General features: G+C 68.3%; 23 protein-coding genes and 1 pseudogene. 11 read left to right on the forward strand and 13 right to left on the reverse strand.

The features are described 5' to 3' along the window. Positions 1 to 101: 101 nt before the first annotated feature. Positions 102 to 1400 carry a twin-arginine translocase subunit TatC gene (locus C2R22_RS19315; protein ID WP_245903043.1) on the reverse strand — a complete coding sequence of 433 codons (1299 nt, stop codon included), beginning with the start codon at positions 1398 to 1400 and terminating at the stop codon, positions 102 to 104. Positions 1401 to 1885: 485 nt separating this feature from the next. Between C2R22_RS19315 and tatC the strand changes: the two genes are divergently transcribed. The 4 genes from tatC to C2R22_RS19335 all read left to right on the forward strand — a co-directional run bounded on the left by tatC (position 1886) and on the right by C2R22_RS19335 (position 5486). Then, complete coding sequence (gene tatC / locus C2R22_RS19320) at positions 1886 to 4048, forward strand: twin-arginine translocase subunit TatC (protein WP_103427213.1); 2163 nt, start codon at positions 1886 to 1888, stop codon at positions 4046 to 4048. A gap of 248 nt (positions 4049 to 4296) precedes the next feature. After that, on the forward strand, positions 4297 to 4470 hold the full coding sequence (locus C2R22_RS19325; RefSeq protein ID WP_103427214.1) for a ribbon-helix-helix domain-containing protein: 174 nt from the start codon (positions 4297 to 4299) through the stop codon (positions 4468 to 4470). Continuing rightward, positions 4463 to 5173 carry a queuosine precursor transporter gene (locus tag C2R22_RS19330; RefSeq protein ID WP_103427215.1) on the forward strand — a complete coding sequence of 237 codons (711 nt, stop codon included), beginning with the start codon at positions 4463 to 4465 and terminating at the stop codon, positions 5171 to 5173. The genes C2R22_RS19325 and C2R22_RS19330 overlap by 8 nt, the downstream gene beginning before the upstream one ends. 97 nt (positions 5174 to 5270) lie before the next feature. Next, positions 5271 to 5486 (forward strand): hypothetical protein, encoded by a 216-nt coding sequence (locus C2R22_RS19335; RefSeq protein ID WP_103427216.1) that lies wholly within the window; start codon positions 5271 to 5273, stop codon positions 5484 to 5486. Here C2R22_RS19335 and C2R22_RS19340 read toward each other — a convergent pair. The 4 genes from C2R22_RS19340 to C2R22_RS19355 all read right to left on the reverse strand — a co-directional run bounded on the left by C2R22_RS19340 (position 5483) and on the right by C2R22_RS19355 (position 9915). Beyond that, entirely contained in the window at positions 5483 to 6256 is a 774-nt protein-coding gene (locus tag C2R22_RS19340) for a 23S rRNA (uridine(2552)-2'-O)-methyltransferase (RefSeq protein WP_103427756.1), read from the reverse strand. The two genes, C2R22_RS19335 and C2R22_RS19340, sit on opposite strands and share 4 nt — an antisense overlap. Before the next feature lie 126 nt (positions 6257 to 6382). Beyond that, the gene (locus tag C2R22_RS19345) at positions 6383 to 8044 is read right to left on the reverse strand and encodes a COG1361 S-layer family protein (RefSeq protein ID WP_103427217.1); all 1662 of its coding nucleotides are present in this window, start codon (positions 8042 to 8044) and stop codon (positions 6383 to 6385) included. A gap of 154 nt (positions 8045 to 8198) precedes the next feature. Then, positions 8199 to 8987: an ABC transporter permease gene (locus C2R22_RS19350; RefSeq protein ID WP_103427218.1), complete on the reverse strand. Its 789-nt coding sequence runs from the start codon at positions 8985 to 8987 to the stop codon at positions 8199 to 8201. Continuing rightward, a complete protein-coding gene (locus C2R22_RS19355; protein WP_103427219.1) occupies positions 8980 to 9915 on the reverse strand; it encodes an ABC transporter ATP-binding protein in 936 nt (311 codons plus the stop codon). The genes C2R22_RS19350 and C2R22_RS19355 overlap by 8 nt, the downstream gene beginning before the upstream one ends. A gap of 449 nt (positions 9916 to 10364) precedes the next feature. Here C2R22_RS19355 and pcn point away from each other — a divergent pair, with 449 nt between their 5' ends. The 3 genes from pcn to C2R22_RS19370 all read left to right on the forward strand — a co-directional run bounded on the left by pcn (position 10365) and on the right by C2R22_RS19370 (position 12049). After that, positions 10365 to 11120, forward strand: a complete 756-nt coding sequence (gene pcn / locus C2R22_RS19360) for a proliferating cell nuclear antigen (pcna) (RefSeq protein WP_103427220.1) — start codon at positions 10365 to 10367, stop codon at positions 11118 to 11120. Between the two features lie 159 nt (positions 11121 to 11279). Further along, positions 11280 to 11501 carry a UPF0175 family protein gene (locus tag C2R22_RS19365; RefSeq protein ID WP_103427221.1) on the forward strand — a complete coding sequence of 74 codons (222 nt, stop codon included), beginning with the start codon at positions 11280 to 11282 and terminating at the stop codon, positions 11499 to 11501. Then, positions 11498 to 12049, forward strand: coding sequence for a hypothetical protein (locus C2R22_RS19370; protein WP_103427222.1), 552 nt, complete (start codon positions 11498 to 11500; stop codon positions 12047 to 12049). The genes C2R22_RS19365 and C2R22_RS19370 overlap by 4 nt, the downstream gene beginning before the upstream one ends. Positions 12050 to 12065: 16 nt before the next feature. On the opposite strand, the gene C2R22_RS19375 is transcribed toward C2R22_RS19370, so the two are convergent. The 4 genes from C2R22_RS19375 to C2R22_RS19390 form a co-directional block, all read right to left on the reverse strand. Continuing rightward, the gene (locus C2R22_RS19375) at positions 12066 to 13769 is read right to left on the reverse strand and encodes a histidine kinase N-terminal 7TM domain-containing protein (protein ID WP_103427223.1); all 1704 of its coding nucleotides are present in this window, start codon (positions 13767 to 13769) and stop codon (positions 12066 to 12068) included. An 89-nt stretch (positions 13770 to 13858) separates the two neighbouring features. After that, the gene (locus C2R22_RS19380) at positions 13859 to 15241 is read right to left on the reverse strand and encodes an MFS transporter (protein ID WP_343125786.1); all 1383 of its coding nucleotides are present in this window, start codon (positions 15239 to 15241) and stop codon (positions 13859 to 13861) included. Further along, positions 15231 to 15815: a DUF7474 family protein gene (locus tag C2R22_RS19385; protein ID WP_103427225.1), complete on the reverse strand. Its 585-nt coding sequence runs from the start codon at positions 15813 to 15815 to the stop codon at positions 15231 to 15233. Before C2R22_RS19385 ends, C2R22_RS19380 begins: the two co-directional genes overlap by 11 nt. A 217-nt stretch (positions 15816 to 16032) precedes the next feature. Beyond that, positions 16033 to 16950 carry a DMT family transporter gene (locus C2R22_RS19390; protein ID WP_103427226.1) on the reverse strand — a complete coding sequence of 306 codons (918 nt, stop codon included), beginning with the start codon at positions 16948 to 16950 and terminating at the stop codon, positions 16033 to 16035. 132 nt (positions 16951 to 17082) lie between these two features. Here C2R22_RS19390 and C2R22_RS19395 point away from each other — a divergent pair, with 132 nt between their 5' ends. After that, positions 17083 to 18183, forward strand: coding sequence for a DNA primase large subunit PriL (locus tag C2R22_RS19395; RefSeq protein ID WP_103427227.1), 1101 nt, complete (start codon positions 17083 to 17085; stop codon positions 18181 to 18183). 97 nt (positions 18184 to 18280) lie between these two features. On the opposite strand, the gene C2R22_RS19400 is transcribed toward C2R22_RS19395, so the two are convergent. Next, positions 18281 to 18478, reverse strand: a complete 198-nt coding sequence (locus C2R22_RS19400; RefSeq protein WP_103427228.1) for a DUF7472 family protein — start codon at positions 18476 to 18478, stop codon at positions 18281 to 18283. Between the two features lie 166 nt (positions 18479 to 18644). Here C2R22_RS19400 and C2R22_RS19405 point away from each other — a divergent pair, with 166 nt between their 5' ends. After that, a complete protein-coding gene (locus C2R22_RS19405; RefSeq protein WP_109745704.1) occupies positions 18645 to 19418 on the forward strand; it encodes an SWIM zinc finger family protein in 774 nt (257 codons plus the stop codon). A gap of 127 nt (positions 19419 to 19545) precedes the next feature. Here C2R22_RS19405 and hjc read toward each other — a convergent pair whose 3' ends face one another. Beyond that, positions 19546 to 19971: a Holliday junction resolvase Hjc gene (gene hjc / locus C2R22_RS19410; RefSeq protein ID WP_103427229.1), complete on the reverse strand. Its 426-nt coding sequence runs from the start codon at positions 19969 to 19971 to the stop codon at positions 19546 to 19548. 454 nt (positions 19972 to 20425) lie between these two features. Beyond that, the gene (locus C2R22_RS19415; protein ID WP_103427230.1) at positions 20426 to 21706 is read right to left on the reverse strand and encodes an adenosylhomocysteinase; all 1281 of its coding nucleotides are present in this window, start codon (positions 21704 to 21706) and stop codon (positions 20426 to 20428) included. Between the two features lie 126 nt (positions 21707 to 21832). On the opposite strand from C2R22_RS19415, the gene C2R22_RS19420 reads away from it, so the two are divergent. Further along, positions 21833 to 22702 carry a hypothetical protein gene (locus C2R22_RS19420; protein WP_103427231.1) on the forward strand — a complete coding sequence of 290 codons (870 nt, stop codon included), beginning with the start codon at positions 21833 to 21835 and terminating at the stop codon, positions 22700 to 22702. A gap of 65 nt (positions 22703 to 22767) precedes the next feature. Continuing rightward, positions 22768 to 24102: an ADP-dependent glucokinase/phosphofructokinase gene (locus C2R22_RS19425; protein ID WP_103427232.1), complete on the forward strand. Its 1335-nt coding sequence runs from the start codon at positions 22768 to 22770 to the stop codon at positions 24100 to 24102. A 21-nt stretch (positions 24103 to 24123) separates the two neighbouring features. Here the strand turns inward: C2R22_RS19425 and C2R22_RS19430 are convergent. After that, positions 24124 to 25418: pseudogene (locus tag C2R22_RS19430) on the reverse strand (amidohydrolase). Positions 25419 to 25432 lie beyond the last annotated feature (14 nt).

Here is a 25432-nt window from a genome sequence, read left to right on the forward strand (position 1 = left end):
TGACGGTCAGCGCACGCACGGCGGTGGCCGCGTGTTCGGATATGAACTTTCGCCCGGCAGAGTGAGACGGTTCGCCCGGCAGAATGAGAAGGGACCGCCGACTAGCGGTTGACCCATCGCAGGAGCAGGAGCGTCCCCTCGAACAGCACGATCATCGTCGCAGCGATGATGATGGGTGCCATCCCGGTCGGGTCGGGCGAGACGAGGAACGAGAGACCGAGGAACGCCCCCCAGAACAGCAGGCGCTTCTCCGTGAGCCACTGCCGCGTGACGAGGTTCATCATGATGGCGAGCATGATGAACAGCGGAATCTGGAAGACGAGCGCCATGTAGCCCATCAGGACGAGGATTAGCCCAAAGGTCTCCTTGAGGCCGAACGCGATGACGGCGGTGCCGATGGTGTAGGAGGTGAAGTACGCGAAGATGGCGGGGAGGACGACGAAGTGGGCGAAGGCGACGCCGACGAACGCGAGGATGAGACTCGTCGGGACGGCCGCGAGGTAGTACTTCCGTTCCTTGGGGTAGAGCCCGGGTCGCATGAACCGGTACGTCTGGTAGACGAACACCGGGAGGCCGACGATGAAGCCGGCGAGGCCGGCGACCTTCAGTTCGGTGAGGATGAGTTCGAGCGGGCCGTACAGCCGCGGGCGGCGCGACTCGATGGTCGTCGCACCGGGGATGTGGGTGTTCCAGAGGAAGTTGACCAGGTCGTCCGCGATGGGGAAGACGACGACGCCGACGACGCCCGCGATGAGGAAGACGGCGCCGAGTCGGCGGACCATCTCCTCGATGTGGTCCGCCAGCGGCATCTCGACGTCCGACTCGGGACCGTCGAAGAAACCGTCGTCCTCGTCGGCGAGGGTCGGATCGTAGGCGGGGTCCTCCTCGACGACTTCCGAACTCGTCGCCGGAGCGTCCCGGGCATCGGCAGGTGCATCGTCCGTCGATTCCGGTTCGACGACCGGGGTCGACGCGGACGTCTCGGTGGGCGCCGCACTCGCCGTCGTGTCGTCAGCGTCGCTCGTCTCGACCGGGTCGTCCGTGCGTGGCTCGCCGAAGTCGAAGTCGGTGTCGGCGTCGCTGTCGGTCGAGTCGGTATCGGCGCCACTGCCGGTCGAGTCCGTGTCCGTGTCACCGTCCTCGACGGGGGACGACGGCGGAGGGTCGTCCGCGTCAGCGTCAGCAGCATCGGTCGGCGACTCGTCGGTCGCATCCGACCGCCCGTCGGTCGCGTCCGACTGCTCGTCGACCGCGGCCGACGCGAACGCGGTGTCCTCGTTGTCGTCGCTGTCGGTGCTTTCCGGGTCCGGGTCGTCTCCCGCGACACTCGTCGGCGGCGGAGTCGGGTTCGGAACGCCGTCGTCGTCCCGGTCGCCGGCGGCGTACGTCGTCCAGTCGATGTCGTCCGGGGCGCCCGGAGCCTCGTCCGTATCCGAGGAGTCGACGTCGGCAGCGACGTCCGGTCCGTCGGTATCGGCACCAGCAGGCCCGTCGCCATCGGGAGTGGAGGTGCCGTCGACGGCGTCTGTGGAGTCGGCGGTGTCGGCGTCCGAATCGGAGCCAGCGTCGGGGTCGGCGTCCGCGTCCGCGTCAGTGTCAGTGTCAGTATCGGAGTCGGAGCCGGCGCCAGGAGTGGAATCAGCTCCCGAGGCCGGGCGCTCGGCGTCCGACGGGCGTTCGGCCTCGACCACCGCGTCGGCGTCGGCCGAGTCGTCCGCGTCGTCGGGTCGGGACCCGTCCGGCTCCGAATCGTCACCCATTGGTTCGGAGTAGGCCACCCGGCGGTTATAGGCCTTTTTCCATCGACTCGCATGCGAGCCACCGCCGACGAAGGAGAGAACGAAGATGAAAAAGGTTGATAACGACCAACTGACTTCCATCAGGTATGTCTAGCGCGCTCGACGAGGACACTCGCCAGACCATCGCACAGGGACGGGAGACGGCGGGTGCGATGCTGCGAGCGGCGCAGAAGGACCTCCAGAAGGTGTTCATCGTCTTCCTCGTCGGCTTCCTCGGGACGTTCTACGCGCTTCGGCTGTACGTCTGGGACTTCTTCAAGGGCATCACCGAGGCGAAGATGAACTCGCTGACGGCCGAAAGCGTCCAAATCATCGCCCAGACGCCGTTCGACGTCATCCTCCTGCAGGCAAAGATCGGACTGGTCGTCGGCGTCCTCTTCGCCGTCCCGCCGTTCATCTACTTCTCGAGGGACGCGCTGCGAGCGCGGAACCTCTGGCCGTCCTCACCGATTCCCGTCTGGAAGCTCGTCGTCATCGTCGCGACGATGGTCGTCCTGTTCGTCCTCGGCGTCGCGTACGGCTATCTGGTGTTCTTCCCCTTCACGTTCGCGTTCCTCGCGAACAACGCCATCGCGGCGGGCTTCGCCCCGACGTACTCCATCGTCAAGTGGGCGCAGTTCATCTTCCTCCTCACAGTCTCGTTCGGCCTCGCCACCCAGCTCCCGCTGGTGATGACGGCGCTCTCGTACACCGAAATCGTCCCCTACGAGACGTTCCGCGAGAAGTGGCGCCACGCCATCGCCGGCATCTTCCTCGCCGGGGCGCTGTTCACCCCGCCGGACCCCTTCACGCAGGTGCTGTGGGCGACTCCCGTCATCGTGCTGTACGCGTTCTCGCTGTACCTCGCGCGGGTCGTCACGACCGCCCGCCGCGGCTCGGACCGCCTCGACCTCAAACGGACGCTCACGACCCGGTGGAACCTCCTCGCGGGCGTGGCCGTCCTGGGCGGGGTCGCCGCCTACGGCTTCTTCACCTACGGTGGCGTCGCCGCAGCGAACGACCTCCTCGCGGCGGCGGGCTCCGACTACCGGGCCGTCGCCCCCGGAGAGTCGCTGCTGTACGCGTACGTCGCCGTCGCGGGCCTCGTCGCGCTCGTCTTCGCCGCGATGTACTTCGTCTACACCGACATCGTCGCGCTCGCCGGGAGCGCCACCCCTGGAACGGTCGGCGACCCGGCCGACATCGACCTCTCGGAACTCGACGCGATGGGCGTCAAGGCCGCCCCGCCGGAGGCGTTCGCCGAGATGGAGGAGTCGGAGGCGCTCCGGCTGTCGAGCCAGGCGATGGAAGTCGGCGACAAGGACAAAGCGCGCGCTATCCTCGACCGGTTCGACGCCGCCGAGGAGGAACGCGACGCCCGGGAAGCGGCCGAGGAGCAGGACCCCGTCGAGGACGTGACCGACCGCACCGAACGGGCGACGGGGACGTTCCTCTCCGAACTGACCGAGGGGGAGAAGGACGAGGACGACGTCGGCGGCTACTACGACGAAATCGCGTTCGTCTTCGACTCGGTGACCTCGAAGTCGTTCCGCATCGCCGCCGTCTTCGGAATCACGCTCGCGGGGGTGTTCGGCTGGCTCTACACCGGCGGCATCGGCGACGTCTTCGACCAGTTCCTCTCGCAACTCCCGGCGGAGGTGACGCCGGACCAGAACATCACCGTCGTCGCCCTCCACCCGATGGAGGCGCTCATCTTCGAGGTGAAGTTCTCCACGCTCATCGCCGCGCTGGTGACGCTGCCCGTCATCGCGTACTACGCGTGGCCCGCGCTGCGCGAACGAAACATCGTCCGGCAGCGTCGGCGGGCCGTCTTTGGCTGGGCCGGCGCGCTCACCGCGGGCCTCCTGGGCGGGTTCGCGCTCGGCTACGGCTACGTCGCCCCGACCATCATCTCGTTCCTCGTGGCCGACGCCGTCCAGTCGAACATGATCATCGCCTACCGCATCACCAACTTCTTCTGGCTCATCTTCTTCACCACCGCCGGTATTGGCCTCCTCGCCGACATCCCCGTCCTCATGGTGCTTCTGAACACCGCCGGCATCAGCTACCGGACGATGCGGGAGCGGTGGCGCGAGGTGACGGTGGGCATCCTCGCCTTCGCGGCGCTCTTTACCCCGGCGGACGTCATCACGATGTTCCTCGTTACTGTCCCGCTCATGGCCGCGTACGGCGCGGGGCTGGGAATCCTGTACGTCATCACCCTCGGCGGACGGCGGAACCTCGCGAAGCCGCGGACGGCGGACGTGTGAGGGAGTCGGCTGGGGAGGGTGTGGCCGCACCGCGCCCGTACACCGCGCGCTCTCTACTGTCGCCTGTCGCCGTTCCGCTCCCCGTCCCTCTCGTCTAACCCTCCAGCGTCGGAGAAAACGACACTCGGCCGTCGAGTCCCCCCCGAGTGAGCACGGAGAAAGCCGGCCTCGAACCCGACGAACTCACGGCGGACCCCTCGTCGTGTGCGAAAGCGTAAGCGTAAGTATTCTCGTGAGAATCCTCGGGTATGGCCAAGATAAGCGTCGAAGTGCCCGACGAGTTGCTCGCCGACCTGGACGAACACGTCGGCGACGACAAGAAGTTCGTCAACCGCTCCGACGCCATCCGGGCGTCGATCCGCAAGACGCTCGATCTCCTCGACGAGATAGACAAACGACACGGTCGCATCGAGGATGAGTAGGCGCGAGACCGCTCGCACAGCGCTGATCGCGCTGTTCGTCACGGCGCTCGTCACCGCCCAACTCACCGCGGCGAAGGTGCTCGCGATTCCGCTCCCCGCCTCGCTTCCCGTCGTCGGGGCGACGGCCACCCTCCCGGGCGCGGCGCTCGCGTACGCGCTCACCTACTTCGCCTCCGACTGTTACGCCGAACTGTACGGTCGCCGCCCGGCACAGGTCATGGTCAACGTCGGCTTCGTCATGAACTTCGTCCTCCTCGCGCTGGTGTGGAGCACCATCCTCGCGCCCGCGGCACCGGCGAGCGTCGACCCCGGCCAGTTTGCGACGGTGCTCGGCGCGAGCACGAACATCGTCCTCGGGAGCCTCGTCGCCTACGTGGTCAGTCAGAACTGGGACGTCCTCGTGTTCCACGCGCTCCGCGACCGCACGGACGGGGCCCACCTCTGGCTCCGCAACATCGGCTCCACCGCGACCTCACAGGCTATCGACACCGTCCTGTTCGTCGGCGTCGGCTTCTACGTCGCCCCCCGTCTCCTCGGAGTCGGGTTCGCGCTCTCGGGAACCGCGCTCCTCGCGCTCGCCGTCGGCCAGTACCTCCTGAAACTGCTCATCGCGGTGGTCGACACGCCGTTCGTCTACGGGGTGGTGCGGTTCGTACGCAGTGACCCCGACGACCCGACGTCGGGGTCGTGGACGACCGAGTGATTTGGCGAAAGAGAACCGGACAACTGCGGAGTTCTGTCGATACAACGCGGACGAAAATTTCGGTCTAGTTTATCATCCGTGCTAACGTAGCCCACGTATGCCCGACCGCCGCAGGATCCGTCTCTCCGAGGACGACGCGATGGAACGGGGAGTACGGTGCCCGAACTGCGGGAGTTACACGTCGTTCACCGACATCGTCGCGACCGGTCGGTGTCGGGGCGCGTGGCGGGGCGACTGTACCATCCGGCTGGGACTCGACCTCATCGTCGAACGCGCCACCCGGGGGCAGCGCCGCGCGGACGGCGAGGACTAGTCCAGCCGTTCGGCGAACCCGAACCGCGGTTTCACGTCCGTCACCCGGACGCGGACCGTCTCTCCCGTCTCGGTGCCGGGGACGAACAGCGTGAAGCCCTCGACCTTGGCGATGCCGTCGCCCTCGCCGCCGACGTCCTCGATTTCGACGTCGAGTTCGTCGCCGGTGCGGACGGGCGCCGTGATGCGGTGCTTGCCGACGAGATACAGTTCGGAAGAGGCGTCGCGGGAGGCGTCGGGTCGGATCGACCGGACGTACTGGAACTCGCCTTCCATCTCCTCGCGGAGGTCCGCGAGGTCACGGCCGTCGAACACCTTCACCGCGAGGTCGCCGCCGGTCGCGAGCACCACCATCGCCGTCTCGAACGCCTGCCGCGCCAGATGGACCGAACGGGCGTGGTCCAGCGAGTACTCGCCGGTCATGTTCGGCGCCATGTCGGAGACGACCACGTCCGCGCCCTCCTCGCCGACGAGTTCGGTGATGCGAGCGCGGGTCTCCTCGTCGGTCATGTCGCCCCGGATGGTCTCGACGACGTCGTGGTCATCCAGCGGTTTGATGCGCTGGAGGTCGACGCCGACGACCCGCCCCTGCGGGCCGACGGCCTCCGCGGCCACCTGGAGCCACCCGCCCGGCGCGGCACCGAGGTCGACGACGGTGTTGCCGGGGCCGAACAGCCCCGCCTCCTCGTCCAACTGTTTGAGCTTGTACGCCGAGCGAGCGCGGTATCCTTCCTGCTTGGACCGGTTGTAGTACTCGTCTCGGCCAGTCATGTGTTCCTCACCGAGTTCTCTGCCGTCGTCCACGCGGAGGCGACCGGCGAATCTGCGTTCATGTCCCGAGAAACGCCGTCGACTCGGAAAGGCACATCGGATGGTGTCGACGGCGCGCTTACCGTGTCACCGACGGAGCCACCACCACCCGGCACCGAGCACGAGCACCACGGCGAGCGCACCGAGGCCGAGCAACGTCGTGTTGCCCGGACCGCTCGGTTCGGTGACGCGCGTCTCGACGAAGTAGGGCCCGTCGCGTATCCGGTCGCCGTCGGGTTCGCGCGCCGCCACGGTGACTTCGACCGCCGTCGTCGTCGTGACGGCGTCCTCGGAGACGGTTACCTCGAAGGCCAACAGTGCAGATTCGCCGGGCGCCAGTTCGTCGACGTAGGCGGTGTCGGACTCGCTGGTGAAGGGGGGCGTCGCGTTGATGCGCGCGCGGACGTCGCGCAGAGCGACGGACTCCCGGTTCGTGATGCGAACGACGAACCGGTTGTCGGAGTCGATCTCGAACGTGGCGTTCACCGGCGTGATCTCGAATCGGTCGCGTTCGGGCGCCACTTCGATAGTCCGTTCGAGCGGGTCGCTCACGCGGCGCTGTCCTCGCTGGTTTCGGTACTCGACGGAGAAATCGGCCTGGTGCGTCGTCGCCGTCGCGTCGTCGGCGACGTCGACTTCGAAGGAGAACGTCGCCGTGTCGCCCGGGTCGAGGCCCGACACCGCGACGCGTCTCGGCTGGGCGACGAGGGCGGGAGAGTCCGTCGAGAACACGACGACGGCGTTTCCGACCGGCGTCTCCCCCGTGTTGACGACGGTTCCCGAGACGGTTCCGGTTCGACCGACGCGGAGGTCCGTCCGGACGTCTTCGAGCGCGAACGACTGCTCCGGGGTGGGCCGGACGCCGAACGAGAGCGGCCGCGACGTGCGGGTGACGCCGTCGGTGTCCTCGTACTCGACGCGGGCACGAAACGCGAGCGACTCGGCGTCGACGTCCTCGTCGACGGCGACGGTGTACGTCGCCGCGTGCGCCTCGCCGGGAGCCCACTCGCCGACGTAGACGGCGGTCTCGGCCGCTGAAACTTCCGCGACGGTCGTCGCCTCGCTGATGTTTCCGCCGACGTTCCCGGTGATTCGAGCGTTCGTCGACGCCGAGACGAGCGAGACGCGGGCGTCCCGGGCCGTCTCGGACCCGACGTTCGCGAGCGTGACCGCCACGGTGCCGGTGTCGCCGACCTGGAGCGTCGAGCGCGTCTCGCGGACCTCGAATCGGGGGCGAGAGTCGACGCGGACGGTCACCTCGCCGTCGACGGTTCGTCGCCCCTCGGAGTAGCTGACGCGCTGGTCGTCGTACGACACCAGTCGGGTGTACGAGTACGTCACGTCGACGGGAATCTCGTACGTCCCCGGGGACGCCGATTGGGGGACGGTGACGGTCACCGGCGGCACCGTCGTCTTCCCGGGCGGGACCTCCCCGACCGCCACCGACGGCTGGCGGACGTCGAACGGGAGGCCGCTGTCGTCGATGTCGAGCGTCACGGCGCGCGCCGTCGTGACGCGGGTCTCGTACCGCTCCGGCCCCGTCTGCCGGAGGTCCGGGTCGTTCAGAATCTCCAGCGTGAGCGACTGGTCGCCGCCGGGCGTCAGGACGGGCGTCGACGTCGTCACCGACAGGTCGGGTCGGCCGAGCACCTGTCCGTCGGTCGTCGACTGTGCGGGCACCGCCGGTGCGAGGACGCTCGCCGCGACGAGGACGGTGACGCATGCGACGAGCCAGTATCGTGTGTTCATTGCTGTGAGGTCGGGTGAGATGGGGTCGGGTGGGGGGTAGTGGCGTCTCGATTCGGTACGGTGGCTGGGTGGTCGCTGGGGGCGATAACGTGTCGAGGAGCGGAACCGAGCGGCGGAAGGGGCGTCTCGCGGCGTCGGACACGGGACGGAGCCATCAGATATCCCTCCGCTGGAAGAGCGCCAGTCCGACCACGAGGAGGACGGCGGCGACGAGGAGCAACAGGAGCGTCCCTTCGAGGTCGAGCGTCTCCTCTAAGAGGATTTCTGTGGGGTCGAAGTACCGGGTCGGACTCACGGTACCGAGCCACTCGAAGTCGGTCTCGACGGTGACCGAGTCGAGCATGAACAGCAAGAACACGAGGGCGATGCCGCTCCGCTGGGCGACGTCGCCGCGGTCGACGACGGCCGACAGCACGAGCCCGATACCCGAACAGACCAGCAGGTACGGAACCGACAGCACGTGGACCAAGAACAGGTGCCACGGGTCGACGACGTAGCCGATGGCGATGGAGGCACCGAAGACGAACAGCGGAATCACCGTGTTGAGGGTGACGAGCGGGACGACGAGCGAGAGGAACTTCTCCAGCGCCAGTCGCGTCCGCGAGACGGGCGTCGCGAGCACCATGTAGAGCCGCCCGGTCTCGATGTCGGTCGCGAGGAGGCCGCCGCCGGCGTACGTGAAGTACAGCCCCAGAAGGAGCACCCAGAGGAACTGGTACACCTCCGCCGACAGGAACCCCTCGATGGTCGCGTACGACGCGGCCCCGAAGCCCTCGCGGAAGGCCTGGGGGAGGCTTTCGAGGAGCGCGTCTATCTCGGCCGTCGACTCGGCGAACGAGGGGTAGATGTAGATGACGAGGCCGATGAACGCCGCCAGGAGCACCGTGAGCGCGGCCGTCCCCTTGACGCGTCGCCGCGACTCGTACCGCATCGTCTCAAACATCGCGGGGGCCTCCGGGTTCGTCGGACGGTGTCGACCCTTCCGACTCAGCGTCCGTCTCACCGTAAAAGTGCATGAACACCTCTTCGATGGGCGGCTCTTCGATTTCGAGGTCGACGACGACGTGGTCGCTCAGCGCGGCCAGAAGGTCGTTGTAGTCACCCGCGAACGTGAACCGCACCTCGCGGTCGACCTGTTCGAAGGAGACGACGCCGTCGAGCGCCAAGTCGCGCTCGTCGAGTGGCTCCGCGGTGTGAAGGTGGACGCGCTTGCCGCCGCGCTCCAGCAGGGTGTCGACGTCCTCGACGGTGACGAGTCGCCCGTCGCGGATGATGCCGACGCGGTCACAGACGCGTCTGACCTCGCCGAGGATGTGCGAGGAGAAGAACACCGTCTTGCCCGCGTCGCGCTCGTCACGGACGAACCGGTTGAACGCCGCCTGTTTGAGCGGGTCCAGTCCCGACGTCGGTTCGTCCATGATGAGCAGGTCGGGGTCGTGCATGAACGCCTGGACGATGCCGAGCATCTGCTTGTTCCCCGTCGAGTACTCCCGGATCCGTTTCTCCAGCGGCGGCGTGAACAGGTCGAGGAGTTCGTCGCGTCGGCTGTCACCCTTCAGTGCCGCCTGATAGTCGAGGAACTCCTCGCCGGTGACGCTGCCGTCGAAGGCGGGTTCGCCGGGGAGGTAGCCGATGTGTGCTTTCGCTCGGCGGAGCTCTCTCGGCTCTCGAACGTCGTGGCCGAGCACGGTCGCAGAGCCCGCAGTGGGCGACTGGAACCCGAGGAGCGTCCGGATGGTCGTACTCTTGCCCGCCCCGTTCGGGCCGAGGTAGCCGAACACTTCCCCCGTCTCGACGGTGAACGTCAGGTCGTCGTTAGCGAGGACCCCGTCGTACGATTTGCTCAACCCTGATACCTCGATAGCCGTCATCTCTCTGGGAGTTCGTGCCGCTGTGTCCGTCCCGAACCGCTCGTACGAACGGTCCTAAGAGCAACGGCCTCACACATAAAGGCGGGGTGAGACCGGGACGCCCGCTCGGCGACGGTGCGTCTACCAGGGAAACAGTAGTATACGCATATCGATACGTTTCCTCCGAGCACAGGAAGGAAAGGGGAGACCCGGTGGGTCTTCATCCGGGGAGGGGGGATGAAATCGAAGCCATCCGGGGCGTCCTGCACGCCACAGGACACCGACTGTTCGGAGGCGTATCACTTCAAATTATCTGTAATATATTTTGGTATTCTCTGAACATGTACGATAACCGGGGAGACGTGAGCGAGGGCTCGATCCGAGTGGGATGGTCGGCGTCACGGACACGGCACGCACGAGAGACGCCGAATCAGGAGTATTTTTAAGACTGCTGTCCTACCTGCGGGTACATGTTCAACGCCATCGTGAGCGCCGCGACGCTCCGCGACGCGCTCGACTCAGTGAGCGTCCTCGTCGAGGAGTGCAAGATCCGGTTGAACGAAGACGACCTCTCGATCACCGCCGTGGACCCCGCGAACGTCGGGATGGTCGACCTCACCCTGGAGGCGGCCGCGTTCGAGTCGTACGAGGCCGACGGTGGGGTCATCGGCGTCAACCTCAACCGACTCGAAGAGATCGCGAAGATGGCGAACGCCGACGACCTCGTCCACCTCGAACTCAACGAGGAGACCCGCAAACTCCACATCCAGATCGACACGGCGGACTCGCAACTGTCGTACACGCTGGCGCTCATCGACCCCGATTCGATTCGGAAGGAGCCGGACATTCCCGACCTCGACCTCCCCGCCAGCATCGTCCTCGAAGGCGCCCAGCTCGACCGCGGTATCAAGGCCGCCGACATGGTCTCGGACCACATCTCGCTGCGCGTCGACGAGGAGGAGGAGACGTTCCACATCGAAGCCGAGGGCGACACCGACGACGTCGACCTCACGCTCACGAAGGCCGACCTCATTTCGCTCTCTGCGGGCCCGGCGAACTCGCTGTTCTCGCTCGACTACCTCAAAGACATGAACAAGGCGATTCCGAAAGACGCCGAGGTGACGGTCGACCTCGGCGAGGAGTTCCCGGTCAAACTCCACTACAGTATCGCCGAGGGGCAGGGGCAGGTCACGTACATGCTCGCACCGCGCATCCAGAGCAACTGAGCGGGCGTTCACCCGAAGGCGTGGCGACCGGAAGCGGCCGTGGCCTCCCGAACCGAACGCGCTGATTCTCCGACGCGCGCCCGCTCCCGTCCGGACGCGAGCGTCGGCGCCGGAGTCGAACCGTACTTTCATACTGAGCGACCGAGTACGTCTCCGAGAATGACAGACTCGGGTCCGAACGAGACGGACGAGCGGCTCGTCGCGGCCGTCGGCCAGTACGCCCTCGGCGAGTTGACGCTCGGGCAGGCGGCGGAGCGAGCGAACTGTTCGCGGTTCGAGTTGGCCGAGACGCTCCGGGCGTCGAGCGTCGAACTCCGACTCGGGAGCGAAGCGACGGGGACGGCGCGGGGAGAACTCGACGTCGCTCGCGCGGTCAGATGACCGCCGACAGCGAGTCACGAGCGTCGTACGACCGGCTCTACCTCGACGCGACGGTCCTCGCGAACCTCGCAGTCGCCGACCTCGTCGGGGTCGTTCCCGAGACGGTCGACAACCCCCGCACCTCCTACGCGGTTCGCGCCGAACTCGACGCGGGCGTCGTGGCGGGGTTCGAACCCCTCACGCGGGCGCTCGCCGGTCTCTCGGATCCGCTCGACGAGTCGTCGACCGGCGACATCACCGTGGCGGGGTCGCTCGTCCGGCAACGCAAGCCCGAGTTCTTGGACCGGCTCTCGCGGAGCGAGGCGTCGGTTCTGTACCAGGCGTGGGCCGCCGGCGTCCCCCTGGCGACGGACGACCGGGACGTCCGAGCGGTCGCCGCCACCTACGGCGTCCCGACGACGGGGTCCGTCGGCCTCGTCGCCCGCGCCGTCGAGCGAGGCGTGCTCTCGGTCGAAGCGGCCGACGGAGCGCTCGCGACGTGGCGTGACGCGGGCGTCTCGGTTCCCGTCGACTCCGTCCGTGAACTCACAACGGACGACACGGACTGACGAGAACGCCCCGGTCTCAGAGCCGGAACCGGACCGTCGTTCCGTTCTCGGTCACCTCGAATTCGGGGTCGGGACCCAGCCAGCGGCACCCCCACTGAACGAGCCACAGGCCGAGCCCGCTGCCGTGCGTGAGCGGCGTCTCCTCCCCCTCGGTGACGACCCCGAGTTCGTCGTCAGGGATGCCCGGCCCGTCGTCCTCGACCTCGATGACGACGTCGTCCACGCGACTGTCGCCGTCGCCGCCGTCGGTGGTCGCCGTCCGAGCCGTCACCGAGACCGAGGGAGAGGGACCGTCGTTGTGTGTGACGGCGTTGTCGACGACGGCGGAGAGGACGGTTGTGAGGACCTGTTCGTTGGTCTCGACGGTCAGTTCGGAGGGCACGTCCAGGCTCACATCTGGGTCCGCGTCAGGGGCGTCGTCGACGACGTCCGTGACGACTTCCGCGACGACGTCGTCGAGGGCGACCGACGTCGTGACGTCGGCGGAGTCGAGCATCTCCTCGAAGCCGCGAGCCTTCTCGCCGAGGTCCGCGAGCGCCGTCGAGCGCTCGTGAATCGTCCGGGCGTAGCGCGCTTCCTCGTCGGAGAGCGACTCGGCGAGCAGTTCGGCGTAGCCCAAGACGACAGTCATCTCGTTTCGGAGGTTGTGTCTGAGGACTCGATTGAACACGTCGAGCCGCTGGCGGCGGGCCTCGCGCTCGGTGATGTCGTTGAGGACGATGGTCCGACCGACCGGGCTTCCGCGGGGGTCGTCGATGGTGGAGGGGACGGCCTCGAGCGTGCGTCGGTGTCCGTCGACATCGAGGTCGAACGTCCCGCCGTCGCCCGTACGCATCTCCGCGTCGACGTCGGAGGGGAGGAACGCCGCGAGGGGGTCGCCGACGGCGGCGTCGGTGCCGCCGAACAGCCGTTTCGCCTCCTCGTTGAGTTCGACGACGCGGTCGTCGTTCGCGACGATGACCACGCCGACGCCGAGGTCGTCGATGGCCCCCCGACGACCGCGGTAACTGGTCGCGGGGACGAGGTCGAACAGGTCGAAACGGAACAGCGCGTAGCCGAACGTGAGCCCCGTCACCGAAAGCGCCATCGGCGTGAAGTCGACGGCGACGAGCGGGCCGAACTGGAAGGTGCGCTTGACGTGTGCGACCGTCGGAAAGAGGGAACCGACGACGAGCGCGAGCGTCTGTCTGCGGTACAGCCTGGTGTGTGAGGCGAGCGCGTCGACGAGGAGCGCCATCCCCGCGCCGACGAGGACGTAGCCGTAAGCGGCGTGGGCGTAGTGCCAGAGCGTCGGGTCGTACGAGACCGTCGCCGCGCCGAGCGTGGGCGTGACGCGGTAGTTCGTCCAGATGAGCGGCCGCAGTGCGGGGAGGGAAACGACGACGAGCGTCGCCGCCGGGAACGCCACGAGGCCGGCGACGGTACGCCGGGTGAGGTACTCCCCGCGGCCGGTGTAGCCGAGGGCGAACGCCAGCCAGGCGGGGGCGACGAGCGCCTTTCCGACCTCGATGGGAACCTCCATCAACACCCGCGTTCCCGGGTCGAAGGCCGTGAGCGCGACGGCGTACGAGAGCGACCACACCGTCGACCCGACCATCAGGAGCGCGAAGGCGGTCGACCCCGGTTCCGTCCGCTCGCGCCAGGCGTACAGTGCGAGCGCGAGTGAGGTGCCGCCGGCCAGGAGCGACCCGAAGGCCAGCGGCGAGAACCCCGGGAGCATCAGTCGTCGTTCGTGCGCGTCGACCAAAAATTTACGCAAAAATGAGAGTCAGTAAGAGAGAACAGTATCTGCAACGACACTGAGGAGGCTCACGCTGTCGGTGTCGGGTCACGGGCCGACCGCGCGAGGATGTACACGATGGGAGCGAGGATGACCGCGCCGACGACGAACGGGAGCGGGAAGCCGACGACGTAGAGCGCAGCCATCGCGGGCGGGCCGACCGTGCGCCCGAGGCTTCCCGCACCCTGAGTGACGCCGAAGGCGTTGCCCTGACGGTCGGCGCTTGCGCGCGTCGAGACGAGGGTGGACAGGGAGACGTTCAGGAGGCTGTTCCCGAACGAGAGCAACGCGCCGTCGACGAGCAGCACGAACAGTTCGCGGGTGAACCACGCGGGGCCGCCCAGCGTCGGGAGGAGTCGGCCCACGTCCGGGGAGAACGGGAGGAGGACGAGCGAGACGAGGAGCACGGACGCGCCGACGACGGCGAGCCGTGTCCCCTCGTAGCGCGCGGAGAGTCGACCGACGAGGACGCCCTGGTTCACCGCGCCCAGGAAGCCGATGTAGGTGAGGAAGAAGGCGGTCTGGGTGGCGTCGTAACCGTAGACGTCGGCCGCGAACGGGATGAACATCACCTGCACGCCCGAAAACGCCAGCGAGAGCAGGAAGAAGGAGACGACGAGGGCTCTGAGCCGGAGGTTCGAGAGCGCCTCGACGAAGCCGCCGACGATCGTCACCCGCTCCGCCGGTCCGCGCGTGCGCTCGGGTTCGGGGAGGAACAGCGCCGCCGAACAGAGCGCGAGGAGGCTGAGCGTCGCCGCGCCGAACGAGGGGAGCGAGAACCGGGAGGCAGGGACGACAGCGGGGAACGCGTCGCGGGCGAGGGCGACGACGGCGTCACTGGCGAGGACGCCACCCAGTGCCGGGCCGAAGATGAAGCCGAGGCTGAACGAGGCGCCGATGAGTCCGAGCGCGGCGGCGCGACGCTCGACGGGCGTCACGTCCGCGACGTACGCCTGGGCCGTCGCGATGTTGCCGCCCATCGCCCCGGCGAGCATCCGCGAGGCGAACAGCGTCGTGACGCCGGCGACGACGCCCAGGGTCGAAAGCACCTCGCCGGCGAGCCCGAACACGGTCCAGGCGACGACGCTCCCCGCGAGCGAGAGCATGAGCACCGGGCGTCGCCCCCGGGAGTCGGAGATCCGACCGAGGAGCGGAGCGAAGACGAACTGCATGAGCGAGTACGACGCCGCGAGGAGTCCGATGAAGACGTCGCTGACGCCGAAGCTCCGGACGTAGAAGGGGAGGATGGGGATGACGACGCCGAAGCCCACGAGGTCCAAGAAGACGACGAAGATGACGGTAGCGAGCGCACGGCGCGGGGTGAGAGAGGCCGTGGACGCCTCGGGGACAGCCATACCAGTCGGAGCAGGGGGAGGTGCTTCGGCCTGTCGGTTTTTTCCCTCAGCCCCGATGACGGTCGATGACCCGTTTCGCCGACTCGGCCTTCTCCTTCCAGCCGTAGCCGGCCTCGTAGACGTGGCGTTTCTTCTCGACGAGTTCCCCGGGGTCGGTCTCCTCGAAGCCGCCGCGGCCCCACGTTCCGCTCTCATGGAGCCACGCGACGACGTTCTCCTTCGTCTCGGCCCACGAGAGACCGACCATCTCGTACCAGGCGATCATCGCGAAGACGGCGTTGTCGTGACAGCCCGGGACCGACCCGTACTCGTAGATGGTCCGGAGCGGTTCGACCGCCGGTTCCGACACCTCCTCGCGGTACTCCTCGGCCGTGCGGAGGCGGAGGACGCCGTTGCGCTCGGTGAGGCGGTCCTCGTGTTTCAACTGTCGGAGGGCCGCCTCGTGGAGCGCCGACCACTCGACTTCCCCCCTGAGGGCGTCCTCGCGGAGCGGCGACGCCGACAGGCGGGCGAGGAGGTCGATGTACGCGCGTTCCACCTCGGCCCACGGCGTCCCCTCGAACCGGCAGTCGGTGCCGTGGAGGCTGTTCGTGCTCCGACAGGCCGGACAGGGGTAGCTGAACCGCGGCACGCCCCCCGCTTGGCAGTCACCCGTAATAGGTGCCGTGGTCGACGGCACGGAGGACGAAACGCGGGTGGCGAACAGGCGGCACGTCGGCTTCGGAAGGTGGTGTGCCGCACGACCGTGAGTCACCCCCCGCGACGGTCAACGCACACCGGGGAGTGGCTTCGGTATCGTACTTGAGGGTACGGGGAGGACTCGGTGAGGCGGCGCGGCGCGAGCGGCGTCAGCCAGGCAGCAGTGCGGGACCCCCAGTCACGAGCGCGGCCCCGAGGACGACCAACAGCGCGCCGACCACGACCCCGCGGGTGACCCGTTCGAGGTCCCCGAGGAGTCGCCAGGAGAACACGACGGTGAAGAGCGGGGCCGTCGCGATGAGCGGGTCGACGACGGCGATTCTCCCTTCGGGGTGCGACAGCGCCGTGAACATCGAGAGCAGCGCGACGGCGGTGATGAGGCCGCTGACGGCGAACACCAGATACGACCGTCGGGGGCGGCCAAGCACCCGGTTCCGACCGGCGACGGCGACGTACGCTCCGAGCGTGACGAGCGCGGCGAGTTCGTTGACGGCGACGGCTTCGAGCGGCGTGGCCTCGGCGGCCGAGAGCCCCCACCGTCGGGCGACGTTACCGACGGCGAAGGCGGCCGCGGCGACCAGCGGGACGAGGAGGTCCCTCCCCGACCAGCCGCCGAGGTCCCCGCCCTTGGCGACCGAGAGGACGCCGAGACCGAGGACGAGAACGAGAATGCCGAGGCCGGTCGGGAGCGTGAGCGGTTCGCCGAGGAAGCCGACCGCGAGCGCCGTGGCGAACAGCGGGCGGGCGCTGACGACCGCACTCGAGATGCTCGCGCCGACGCGGGCGTTGCCGGCGAAGATGGCGAGGCGGCCCAGGGCGGTTCCGACGGCACCGGCGGCGGCGAAGACGGCGAGCGTCCCGAGCGTGAGGTCGCCGAACGGGTCGTCCTGGAGGACGGCGAGCGCGACCAGATAGACCGAGGAGTCGACGACGACGACTGTGAACGCCGCCTGGAGCGGCGTCCCGCCGTCCGAGAGCGCCCGTTTCTCGATGACGGGAGTGAAGCCCCACATGAGCGCCGGGAGGAACGCGAGGAGGAGGACGGCGGGCGGAGCCGAGAGGTCCATACGGAACGTCGCGCACACACGGAAATAGACCACACGGAAGCGGACGAACAGGGGGCGGGAAACGAAAAGCGGTGAGGGGACGAGTGGGGGGAACCGCCGTGTTTATTCGACGCGGCCCGCAACGCACATCAGATGTCACGGGAGGTGCGTCACGCGCGGTACCCGTTCTTCAGCGCGGCGAGAGAGGCCGTGCGAGAGGCGGACCTGTCGCTCATCGGGCTGGTGGAGCGCGACGCACCGGCCGTCGGGCGGGCCCGCGAGCGCGTCGAGCGGGCGCTCACGGCTGGAACGACCGCTCCCGAAGAGCCCGACCGGTGGGACCCCAGGGACGAACTGCTCTCGTACCCCATCGCGCGCATCCTCGTCTCACTGGTGGAAGACAGCACGGCCGTCGAGAAGTACGCGGCCGCGGAGGCGGCGACGGCGGCCGAACGGTTCGAGACGGACTTCGCGTCCGACGACGACGGCCTGCGGAGCGTCGAACGCGCGGGCGTCACCCGCGAGGAGGTGCTCGCGGAGTTCGGCATCGACGCCGAGCCCGAATCCGGGCGGGAGCGGAGCGGTCGCGGCTGGTACTGGGTCGGGCTGACGACGTACCTCACGTTCTCTGACCCCGACTGGGGCGACGACTGGCGGCTCGTCAACCGCGAGGTCCGGGAGGGGAGGGTCCGCGTCGAGCGGGCGGAACTCGACCGCCTCGTAGAGGAGGCCGTCCACCGGCGGGTCGCCGAGGGCCTCCCGTTCGACGTCCGCGAGCGCAACCCGGACCTCGCCGCGGGTCTCGAACCCGCCCTGGCCTCGGTTCGACAGTTGCTCACGGCGGGCCACGCGCCGACGTCGGGCGTGAGCGTCGTCGAACCCTCGCTGTTCCCGCCGTGCGTCAAGGCGCTCCTCGAACGGAGTCGCGGGGGCGAGACGCTCCCGCCGGAGTCGCGCTTCTCGCTCACGGCGTTTCTGGTCGCCATCGGCCTCGACGGCGACACCATCGCGTCGGTCGCGGGCTTCGACGAGGAACCGACGACCACGCAGGCCGAGTTCCTCCGCGACCGGGAGGGGGTGCAGTACCCCTCGCCGTCGTGTGCGACGATGCAGGCGTACGGCGACTGCGTGAACCGCGACGAACGCTGTGAGCGCATCACGCACCCGCTGTCGTACTACAAGCACGCCGTCGAGGCGCAGGCGGGTGCTGGCGTCGAAGCGGTCGGCGTCGCGGACGCGGGAGACGAGAACTGAGGCGTCGGTCCGTCGGCGACGAAGCGGCGGAACGAGCCCAAGCGAGAACGAGGCGAGAACGAAAAGCGAGAACGAGGCGAGGACGGAGAGAACGCGATTACTGCGAGAGGAAGAGGCCGACCCCGGCCATCAGGAGGACGAACAGGACGATGCTCCCGATGAGAGCGAGGCCGCCGGTGCTGCCGAGGCCGCCGTCGTTGAACGTCACGCCGATCCCGATGATGATGCCGATGAAGACGAGGACGGTGACGATGGAGACGACGATCTTCCGACGCATCTCCGCTTCGAGGGCCATTGTCTGCTGACGCTTCCCCCGACGGTCTGAAAAGTGCTTCGAAGCGAGGGCGAACAGGGGTCGAGAGCGGCAGAATCGGCCGATACGGGCCGACGAGACGAAGACTTACGCCCGTCGGGGACCTATCTCGAAACGAGAAACCGGTCCCCGATCGGTTCTCACCACCATGACGCACCCAGCACACACACCCGCGTCACAGCACACACAGCACACGCGACTCCCACCGGCGGGCGCGACGGGCCGCGCGCTCCGCGCCCGCACCGAACCGATGACCGTCCGCCCCCTCCGCGACCGCCGGTACGTCGTCGAAACCGAGGGCGGAACGTACGTCGTCGACCTCGACCGGCGCACCTGTACCTGTCCGGACCACGCGATTCGCGGCTCCAGATGCAAGCACCTCCGCCGGGTCGCCATCGAAGTCACCGAGCGACGCGTCCCCGCGCCGGACGAGCGACCGTCCGTCTGTGCGGTCTGTGGCCGCGAGGCGTTCGTCCCGTTCGATTCGACGGGCGCACAGCTCTGTGACCGCCACGCACACCGACCGGGCGACGTCGTCACCGACCGCGAGACCGGTTCCGCGCTGCTCGTCGTCGGCGTCACCACGGAGCGAGCGGACGCCGTCGAGACCCAGGAGGGCCGGTTCGTCGCCGACTACGAGTCCAATCGACACTACGGCGGGCACGAACCCGTCGTCGACGCGGTCTATCTCGAAGACGACGAGCCGCGGAAACGGTACCGGTTCCCGGCCTCCCGACTCCGGGCAGAGAGCGAGGGTGACGGAACGGGGCCGCAGGCTCGCCGTGCTAGAGCCCTCCCCGTCGACGGCGAGACCGACGAAACGTCGGGAGCCACCGGGGAATCCGAGCGCGCCGCGAGCGACACCGAAGGGACGCCCCGGTACGAGGTGGAGTCGCCCACGGGGTTCGAGTCCGCCGCCTGAGGCGCCGGGACGTTCGGTTCTCCCCTCCCGAACTCGATTCCACTGACCGAGGTACGGGTTGAATCCCGAACGCCGTTGTCGTCGGGTACGAGGCAGAAGGCGGCCGAGCGGCCGCGTTCCGTGCCCGCTAGTCCAGGTCGTCGAGCGTCGTCTTCTGTGAACGGCCGACGAACTCGTCGAAGTCCTCGCCCTCGGCGAGCGCCGTCTCCTTCTTCACCCGGTAGTTGCCGCCGTCGGTGACGTAGAGGTCGCCCGGGTGGAAGAAGTACCAGTCCTCGCGGTCGAAGCGGACGGCGATGCGGGCCTTGGCACCGAAGTTCTGTGCGAAGTAGATGAGCGCCTCGACCTCCTCGCCGGTGAGATAGATGGGGTCGCCGGCGCTCGATTTGGCCTCGATAGCGTAGAACACCTCGCCGTTGCCGGCGAGCACGTCGGGGAGTTCGCGCGTGGTTGCACTCCCGGACGCGGGCGCGCGCATCACGGCGAAGCCAGCCTCGTCGAGACGGTTGACGAGTTCCCGCTCTCGGCGGTCGCCCTTGCGGTTCGCGGACATCGTCGGAGTTGGTTCTCGGGCGGACTTAAATGGGACGACCCGGTCGAGAGCGAGCACCGAAACCGTCGGTGGCGAGTCCGCCCCGCCCTCGTCGAAGGAACTGCCTTGCCGTCCGTGACGTGAAGCGGACGGAGGTATCCGACAGTCCCCGGTGTGTGGTGATGTTCCTCACACCACCATCCGGTCGCTCGGTCCCGCGCGCCGACCGCCTTCGGATCGGACCGCGGTGCGGGTGGCGCGTGGCGTCGCGCTCTCCGTGAGCGCGACTCGCGCGCGAGGGATGACTGAGTGACCGACTGAAAGGAGGTTCACGAAGGAATCGGCTGGGGAGGACGTGGCCACACCGCTCTGGCGACCGCACGGTCGTCGCGCTTGTCTCACTCGGCGTCCAGACAGTCTCGTTCGGGCCCTGCTATCGGTTCGTCTCCCGATCGATACGTTCCACACTCACCGTCTACGTCCCGTGGTCCCACGAGTCCATGTACTCCGCCTGCTCGTCGGTCAGGGAGTCGTACTCGACGCCCTCGGCGGCGAGTTTGATCTCGGCCACCTCGCGGTCGAGGTCGTCGGGGACGTCGTGGACGCCCGCGCCGTACTCCTCGCCGTGTTCGACGAGTTCGCGCACGCAGACCGCCTGAACCCCGAACGACTGGTCCATCACCTCAACCGGGTGTCCGAGCGCGATGGGTGCGGCGAGGTTCACCAGTCGGCCCTCGGCGAGGACGTTCAGCCGTCTTCCATCTTTTAACTCGTACGCGTCGACGCCGTCGCGCGCCTCGTACTGGTCGACCGCCATGTCCGAGAGGTGGTCGAGGTTGACCTCGACGTCGAAGTGGCCGGCGTTGGCGAGGAGGACGCCGTCCTGCATGACCTCGAAGTGCTCGCGGGTGATGACGTCGCGGTTGCCGGTGGTGGTGATGAAGACGTCGCCCACCTCCGCCGCGTCGGCCATCGGCATGACGTCGTACCCCTCCATGTGCGCCTCCAGCGCGCGTCGGGGCTCGACTTCGGTGACGACGACGTTCGCGTTCTGACCGGCGGCCTTCTTCGCTACCCCCTTGCCACAGTAGCCGTAGCCGGCGACGACGACGGTCTTCGACGCCCACGAGAGGTTGGTCGTCATCGCGATGGTCGCCAGCGCCGACTCGCCCGTGCCGTGAACGTTGTCGAACAGCGTCTTCATCGGGGTGTCGTTGACGGCGAACACGGGGTATTTCAACTCCCCGTCGGCGTCCATCGCACGGAGGCGGTGCACACCGGTCGTCGTCTCCTCACAGCCGCCGACGATGGTGTCGATCAGTTCAGGAAACGACTCGTGGATGGCCGCGACCATGTCCATCCCGTCGTCGACGGTGATGGTCGGTTCGTGTCCGATGACCGCCTCGATGTCGGCGTAGTACTGCTCGTCGTCGACGCCGCGCTCGGCGTAGGAGGTGATTCGAGGGTGGGCGTCGAGCGCCGCGCTCACGTCGTCGTGCGTCGACAGGGGGTTACAGCCCGTGATGGCCACCTCGGCGCCGCCCTCGGCGAGGAGTTCGACGAGGTTCGCCGTCTTCGCCTCGACGTGCATCGCCATCCCGACGACCTCTCCGTCGAGCGGTTCTTCGCTCGCGAACTCCCCGGAGAGCGACTGCAGGATGGGCATGTGCTGCATCGCCCAGTCCATCTTGCGGCGGCCCTCCTCGCGTGCGGTCTCGGGGTCACCGAGACGGTCGGTGATAGACGGCTGACTCATGCGTAGCGATTACGGGAGGGCTGGGAAAACGCTACCGAAGCGAAGGCATCGGGGCAGCGTCCGGTGAATATCACCGTTGAAAACCCGGACGAAATCGTTAACCGACGACGAGGGAACCGTGCCGTAATGAGTCGCGGCCAGTCGACCACCGTCGCCACCGTCTTCCTCGTCGCGGTCCTCCTCGTGGTCGGAGGAACCGTCGCGTACGCGACGAGTGGGGTCCTCGAAGAGGCACAGCGGGAACCCGTCTCGGCGGCCGTGGCCACGGACGTGGACGGACGGAACGTCAGCGTGACCCACGAGTCGGGAGACGAACTGGCCGCGGCGGACGTCGGCCTGGTTATCAGCGGCGACGACGGGACGACCCGCCTCTCGCTGGACGGGGCGACCCGGCGGGGGAACGGCGACGGCGCGTTCACCGCGGGCGAGACGTTCGTCGTCGGCCACGGACTGACCGGCGAGACGGCCACGGTTCGGGTGGTCCACCGACCCAGCGGGAGCGTCCTCGCCCGCGACGAGTTCTCGGTGCCGGTGGTCGGAACGGTCCCCGACCCCTCGGCGTCGGTCAGTAGCTACTCGACCGACGGACAGGACGGCGGCGGGTCGCTGACGGCGTCGGGAGGGAGCTATCGACTCGAAGGGAACACGTGGAAGGAAGTCGACTTCGACTACACGGTCACGGCCGACACCGTGCTCGTCTTCGAGTTCAAGAGCACCGACCAGGGCGAGATTCACGCCATCGGGCTCGGAACCGACAACACGGGGACACAGCCGCTGTACAAGCTCTACGGGACGCAGGCCGTCGGTGACACCGGCGCGTACAACTTCGACGGAACGTACGCCACCTACACCGACGGCGACGGCTGGGTGCGATACGAGATTCCCGTCGGCGAGGCGTTCCAGGGTGACGTTTCGAAGCTCGTCTTCGTCAACGACCACGACGCCGGCGGCACCGTCGTCTCGACGTACCGGAACGTTCGCGTCGAGGAGCGGTGACCCGCAGTATCGCACGACGTGCGGCAGGCAGAACGACTAACAGGCGCGCTGGCGACGGTCCGGACATGGACCTCCAGGCCGCGCTGGACGCGCTCGACGGCTACCCGGTGCTGTGTGCGTACAACGCGAACGTCGACGGCATCCGGCGCGTCGACGCCGACCTCGAATCGGTTCTCGGTCCCCCCGGCGACGACCCCGACGGTCGACTCGACTCCCGGAGCGAACTCGCGGCGGCCATCGCGGCGACCATGAATCGAGGAAGCGGCGACGAGCGCGCCATGACCGACGCGTTCGCGGCCGACCTCGAATCGTCGCTCGCCGCGGACGAACAGCGTCTCGGGGGACAGGCCGGCATCATGGCCGACGTGCTGTCGTCGCTCGGCGGGAGCCCCGTCTTCTACACGTATCTGCTCTCCGGACGGCAACGCGCGCAGTTCACCCATCCCGACGGCATCCGGTTCCCGGTCGCAGAAGGGGACGAGGAGGGTGGCGAGGGGGAACTCGTGCTCCGTCGACTCGAAGACGCTCCGCCCGCCGAGAAGACGAAGCTCAACTGGATCTTCGAGTTCGACGCGGGCGACACGTTCTTCGGGACGACCGCGGCCGACGCCTCGCGCTTCATCGCGGCGTCCCGTCCCGACGAGTTCGACCTCCACACCTCCGTCGACGGCCACGCCGAAACCCTCGGCGAGCGGGTCGGCTGTGCGGTCCTCTCGGGCTTTCACAGCGTCAACCGCGAGTACGAGAGCGGGGAGACGTTCGAGACGTGTCTCGACAACGCCGCGTCGTTCGTCCGGGGCGTCGGCGACCACGCGCGGGTGCAGGTCGAACTCGGGGTGACGCACGACCCCGCCATCAGGGAGAAGATGCGCGAGGCAATCGTCCCCGAGGCCGACGTGGTGAGCCTCGACGGCCGCGAACTCGACCAGTTGCGCGACGACCTCGGCGTCTCGGTGCCGACGACCGAAGACGGAATCGTCCGCCGGTACGAGACGCTCGAAGCCGTCCGCGAGCAGTTAGAAATCGGCGCGCTGTCGTTCCACGCGAAGTCGTACTTCCTCGCGACGTTCGACGACCGCTACCTCCCGCCCGCGGCCGTCCGGGACGGCTTCGACGTCGCGGCGTACGTCGCGGCCGCGAAGGCGGAAGACGGACTGGTGACCGGCGCGGACGACCTCGGAGCCGCGACGCGGTTCGAGCGATCCGCGAAGGGAATCGACGCCGTCGACCGACTCGCTGACGCCCTCGACGTCCCGTGTGAGGACGGCGTCGTCGCGTCGCCCGGCGTGGTGGCGGTCCCGAACCGCGTCGTCGAAACGCCCGCGAGCACCGTCGGTATCGGCGATTCGGTCTCGGTGACGAGTTTCGCGCTGGCGAACGCGGTGGCCGAGGAGAGATAGAACGCGCGGGCGAGGAGAGAGTCAGTCGGCGCGCTCGGCCATCGCTGCCGCTTTCTCTCGTGCGTCTGTTTTGACCCGCTCTTCGTCCATCGTCAGCACCTCGCGGTCGCGCATCAACACCTGTCCGTCACAGACGGTGTGGCGGACGTCGGAGCCGCGGGCGGCGTACACCAGGTGCGAGATAACGTCGTGGACCGGGGTGAGGTGGGGCGCGTCGAGGTCGACGACGGCGATGTCCGCGGCTTCGCCGGGCGCGATGCGGCCGCCCGGGAGGCCGAGCGCGTCGGCACCGCCCGCCGTCGCCATCTCTACCACGTCGGGCGCGGCGACGGCGTCGGCGCGGTCGGCGGCGAGTTTGCCGAGCATCGCCGCGTCGCGCATCTCGTCGAAGAGGTCGAGGTCGTTGTTCGAGGCCGCGCCGTCGGTCCCGAGCGCGACGTTCACGCCCGCGTCGAGGTAGCGCTGGACGGGCGCCATCCCCGACGCGAGCTTCATGTTCGACGCCGGGCAGTGGACGACGCTGCTTCCCCGCTCGGCGAGGAGGTCGATCTCCGCCTCGGAGACGTGGACGCCGTGGGCGAGGAACGTCGTCGAGTCGAGGACGCCGAGGCCGTCGGCGTACTGCAGCGGGTCCTGTCCGCGTTCGTCGACGATGGGGTCCACCTCGTCGCGCGTCTCGTTCGCGTGGAGGTGAAGCGGCACCCCGACGTCGCGAGCGGTCTCGACGCAGCGCTCGAACGCCTCGTCCGAGACGGTGGTGAGCGAGTGCGGCATCACGGCCGTTCGAACCCTCCCCCGGCGGCACCGTCGTACTCGCGGGCCACGGCGAGGCTCTCGTCGACGTCGTCGTGTGCCGTCTCGGTGTCCTTGCCGACGGTGACGATTCCGTGGCCGAGGCGAGCACGAAGGCCGGCGTCGGCGACGCTCTCGACGACCTGGGGAACGTGAAAGTACATGTCGCCGAAGGCGGTCGTCCCCGAGCGGATCATCTCCAGGAGGGCGAGGTCGGTCCCGGCGCGAACATCGGAAGAGTCGAGGGCGGCCTCGGCCGGCCAGATGTCCTCGCGGAGCCACGTTTCGAGCGGCTTGTCGTCCGCGTAGCCTCGCAGGAGCGTCATCGCGGCGTGGGTGTGGGCGTTGACGAGCCCCGGCATCACCACCGACCCGCTCGCGTCGAGCACCTGGTCGGCTTCCTCACTCGGGTCGGGGCCGACGTCGACGATTTCGCCCCGGTCCTGGTCGACGAGCACGTCCGCCGCCGTCACGGAGCCGTCGGGGTGGACGACCCGCCCGCCGGCGACACAGAGGACTGTCATGTGCGCGGGTGCGT

The sequence above is a fragment of the Salinigranum rubrum genome, from assembly GCF_002906575.1.
In the GTDB taxonomy this organism is placed as follows: Archaea; Halobacteriota; Halobacteria; order Halobacteriales; family Haloferacaceae; genus Salinigranum; species Salinigranum rubrum.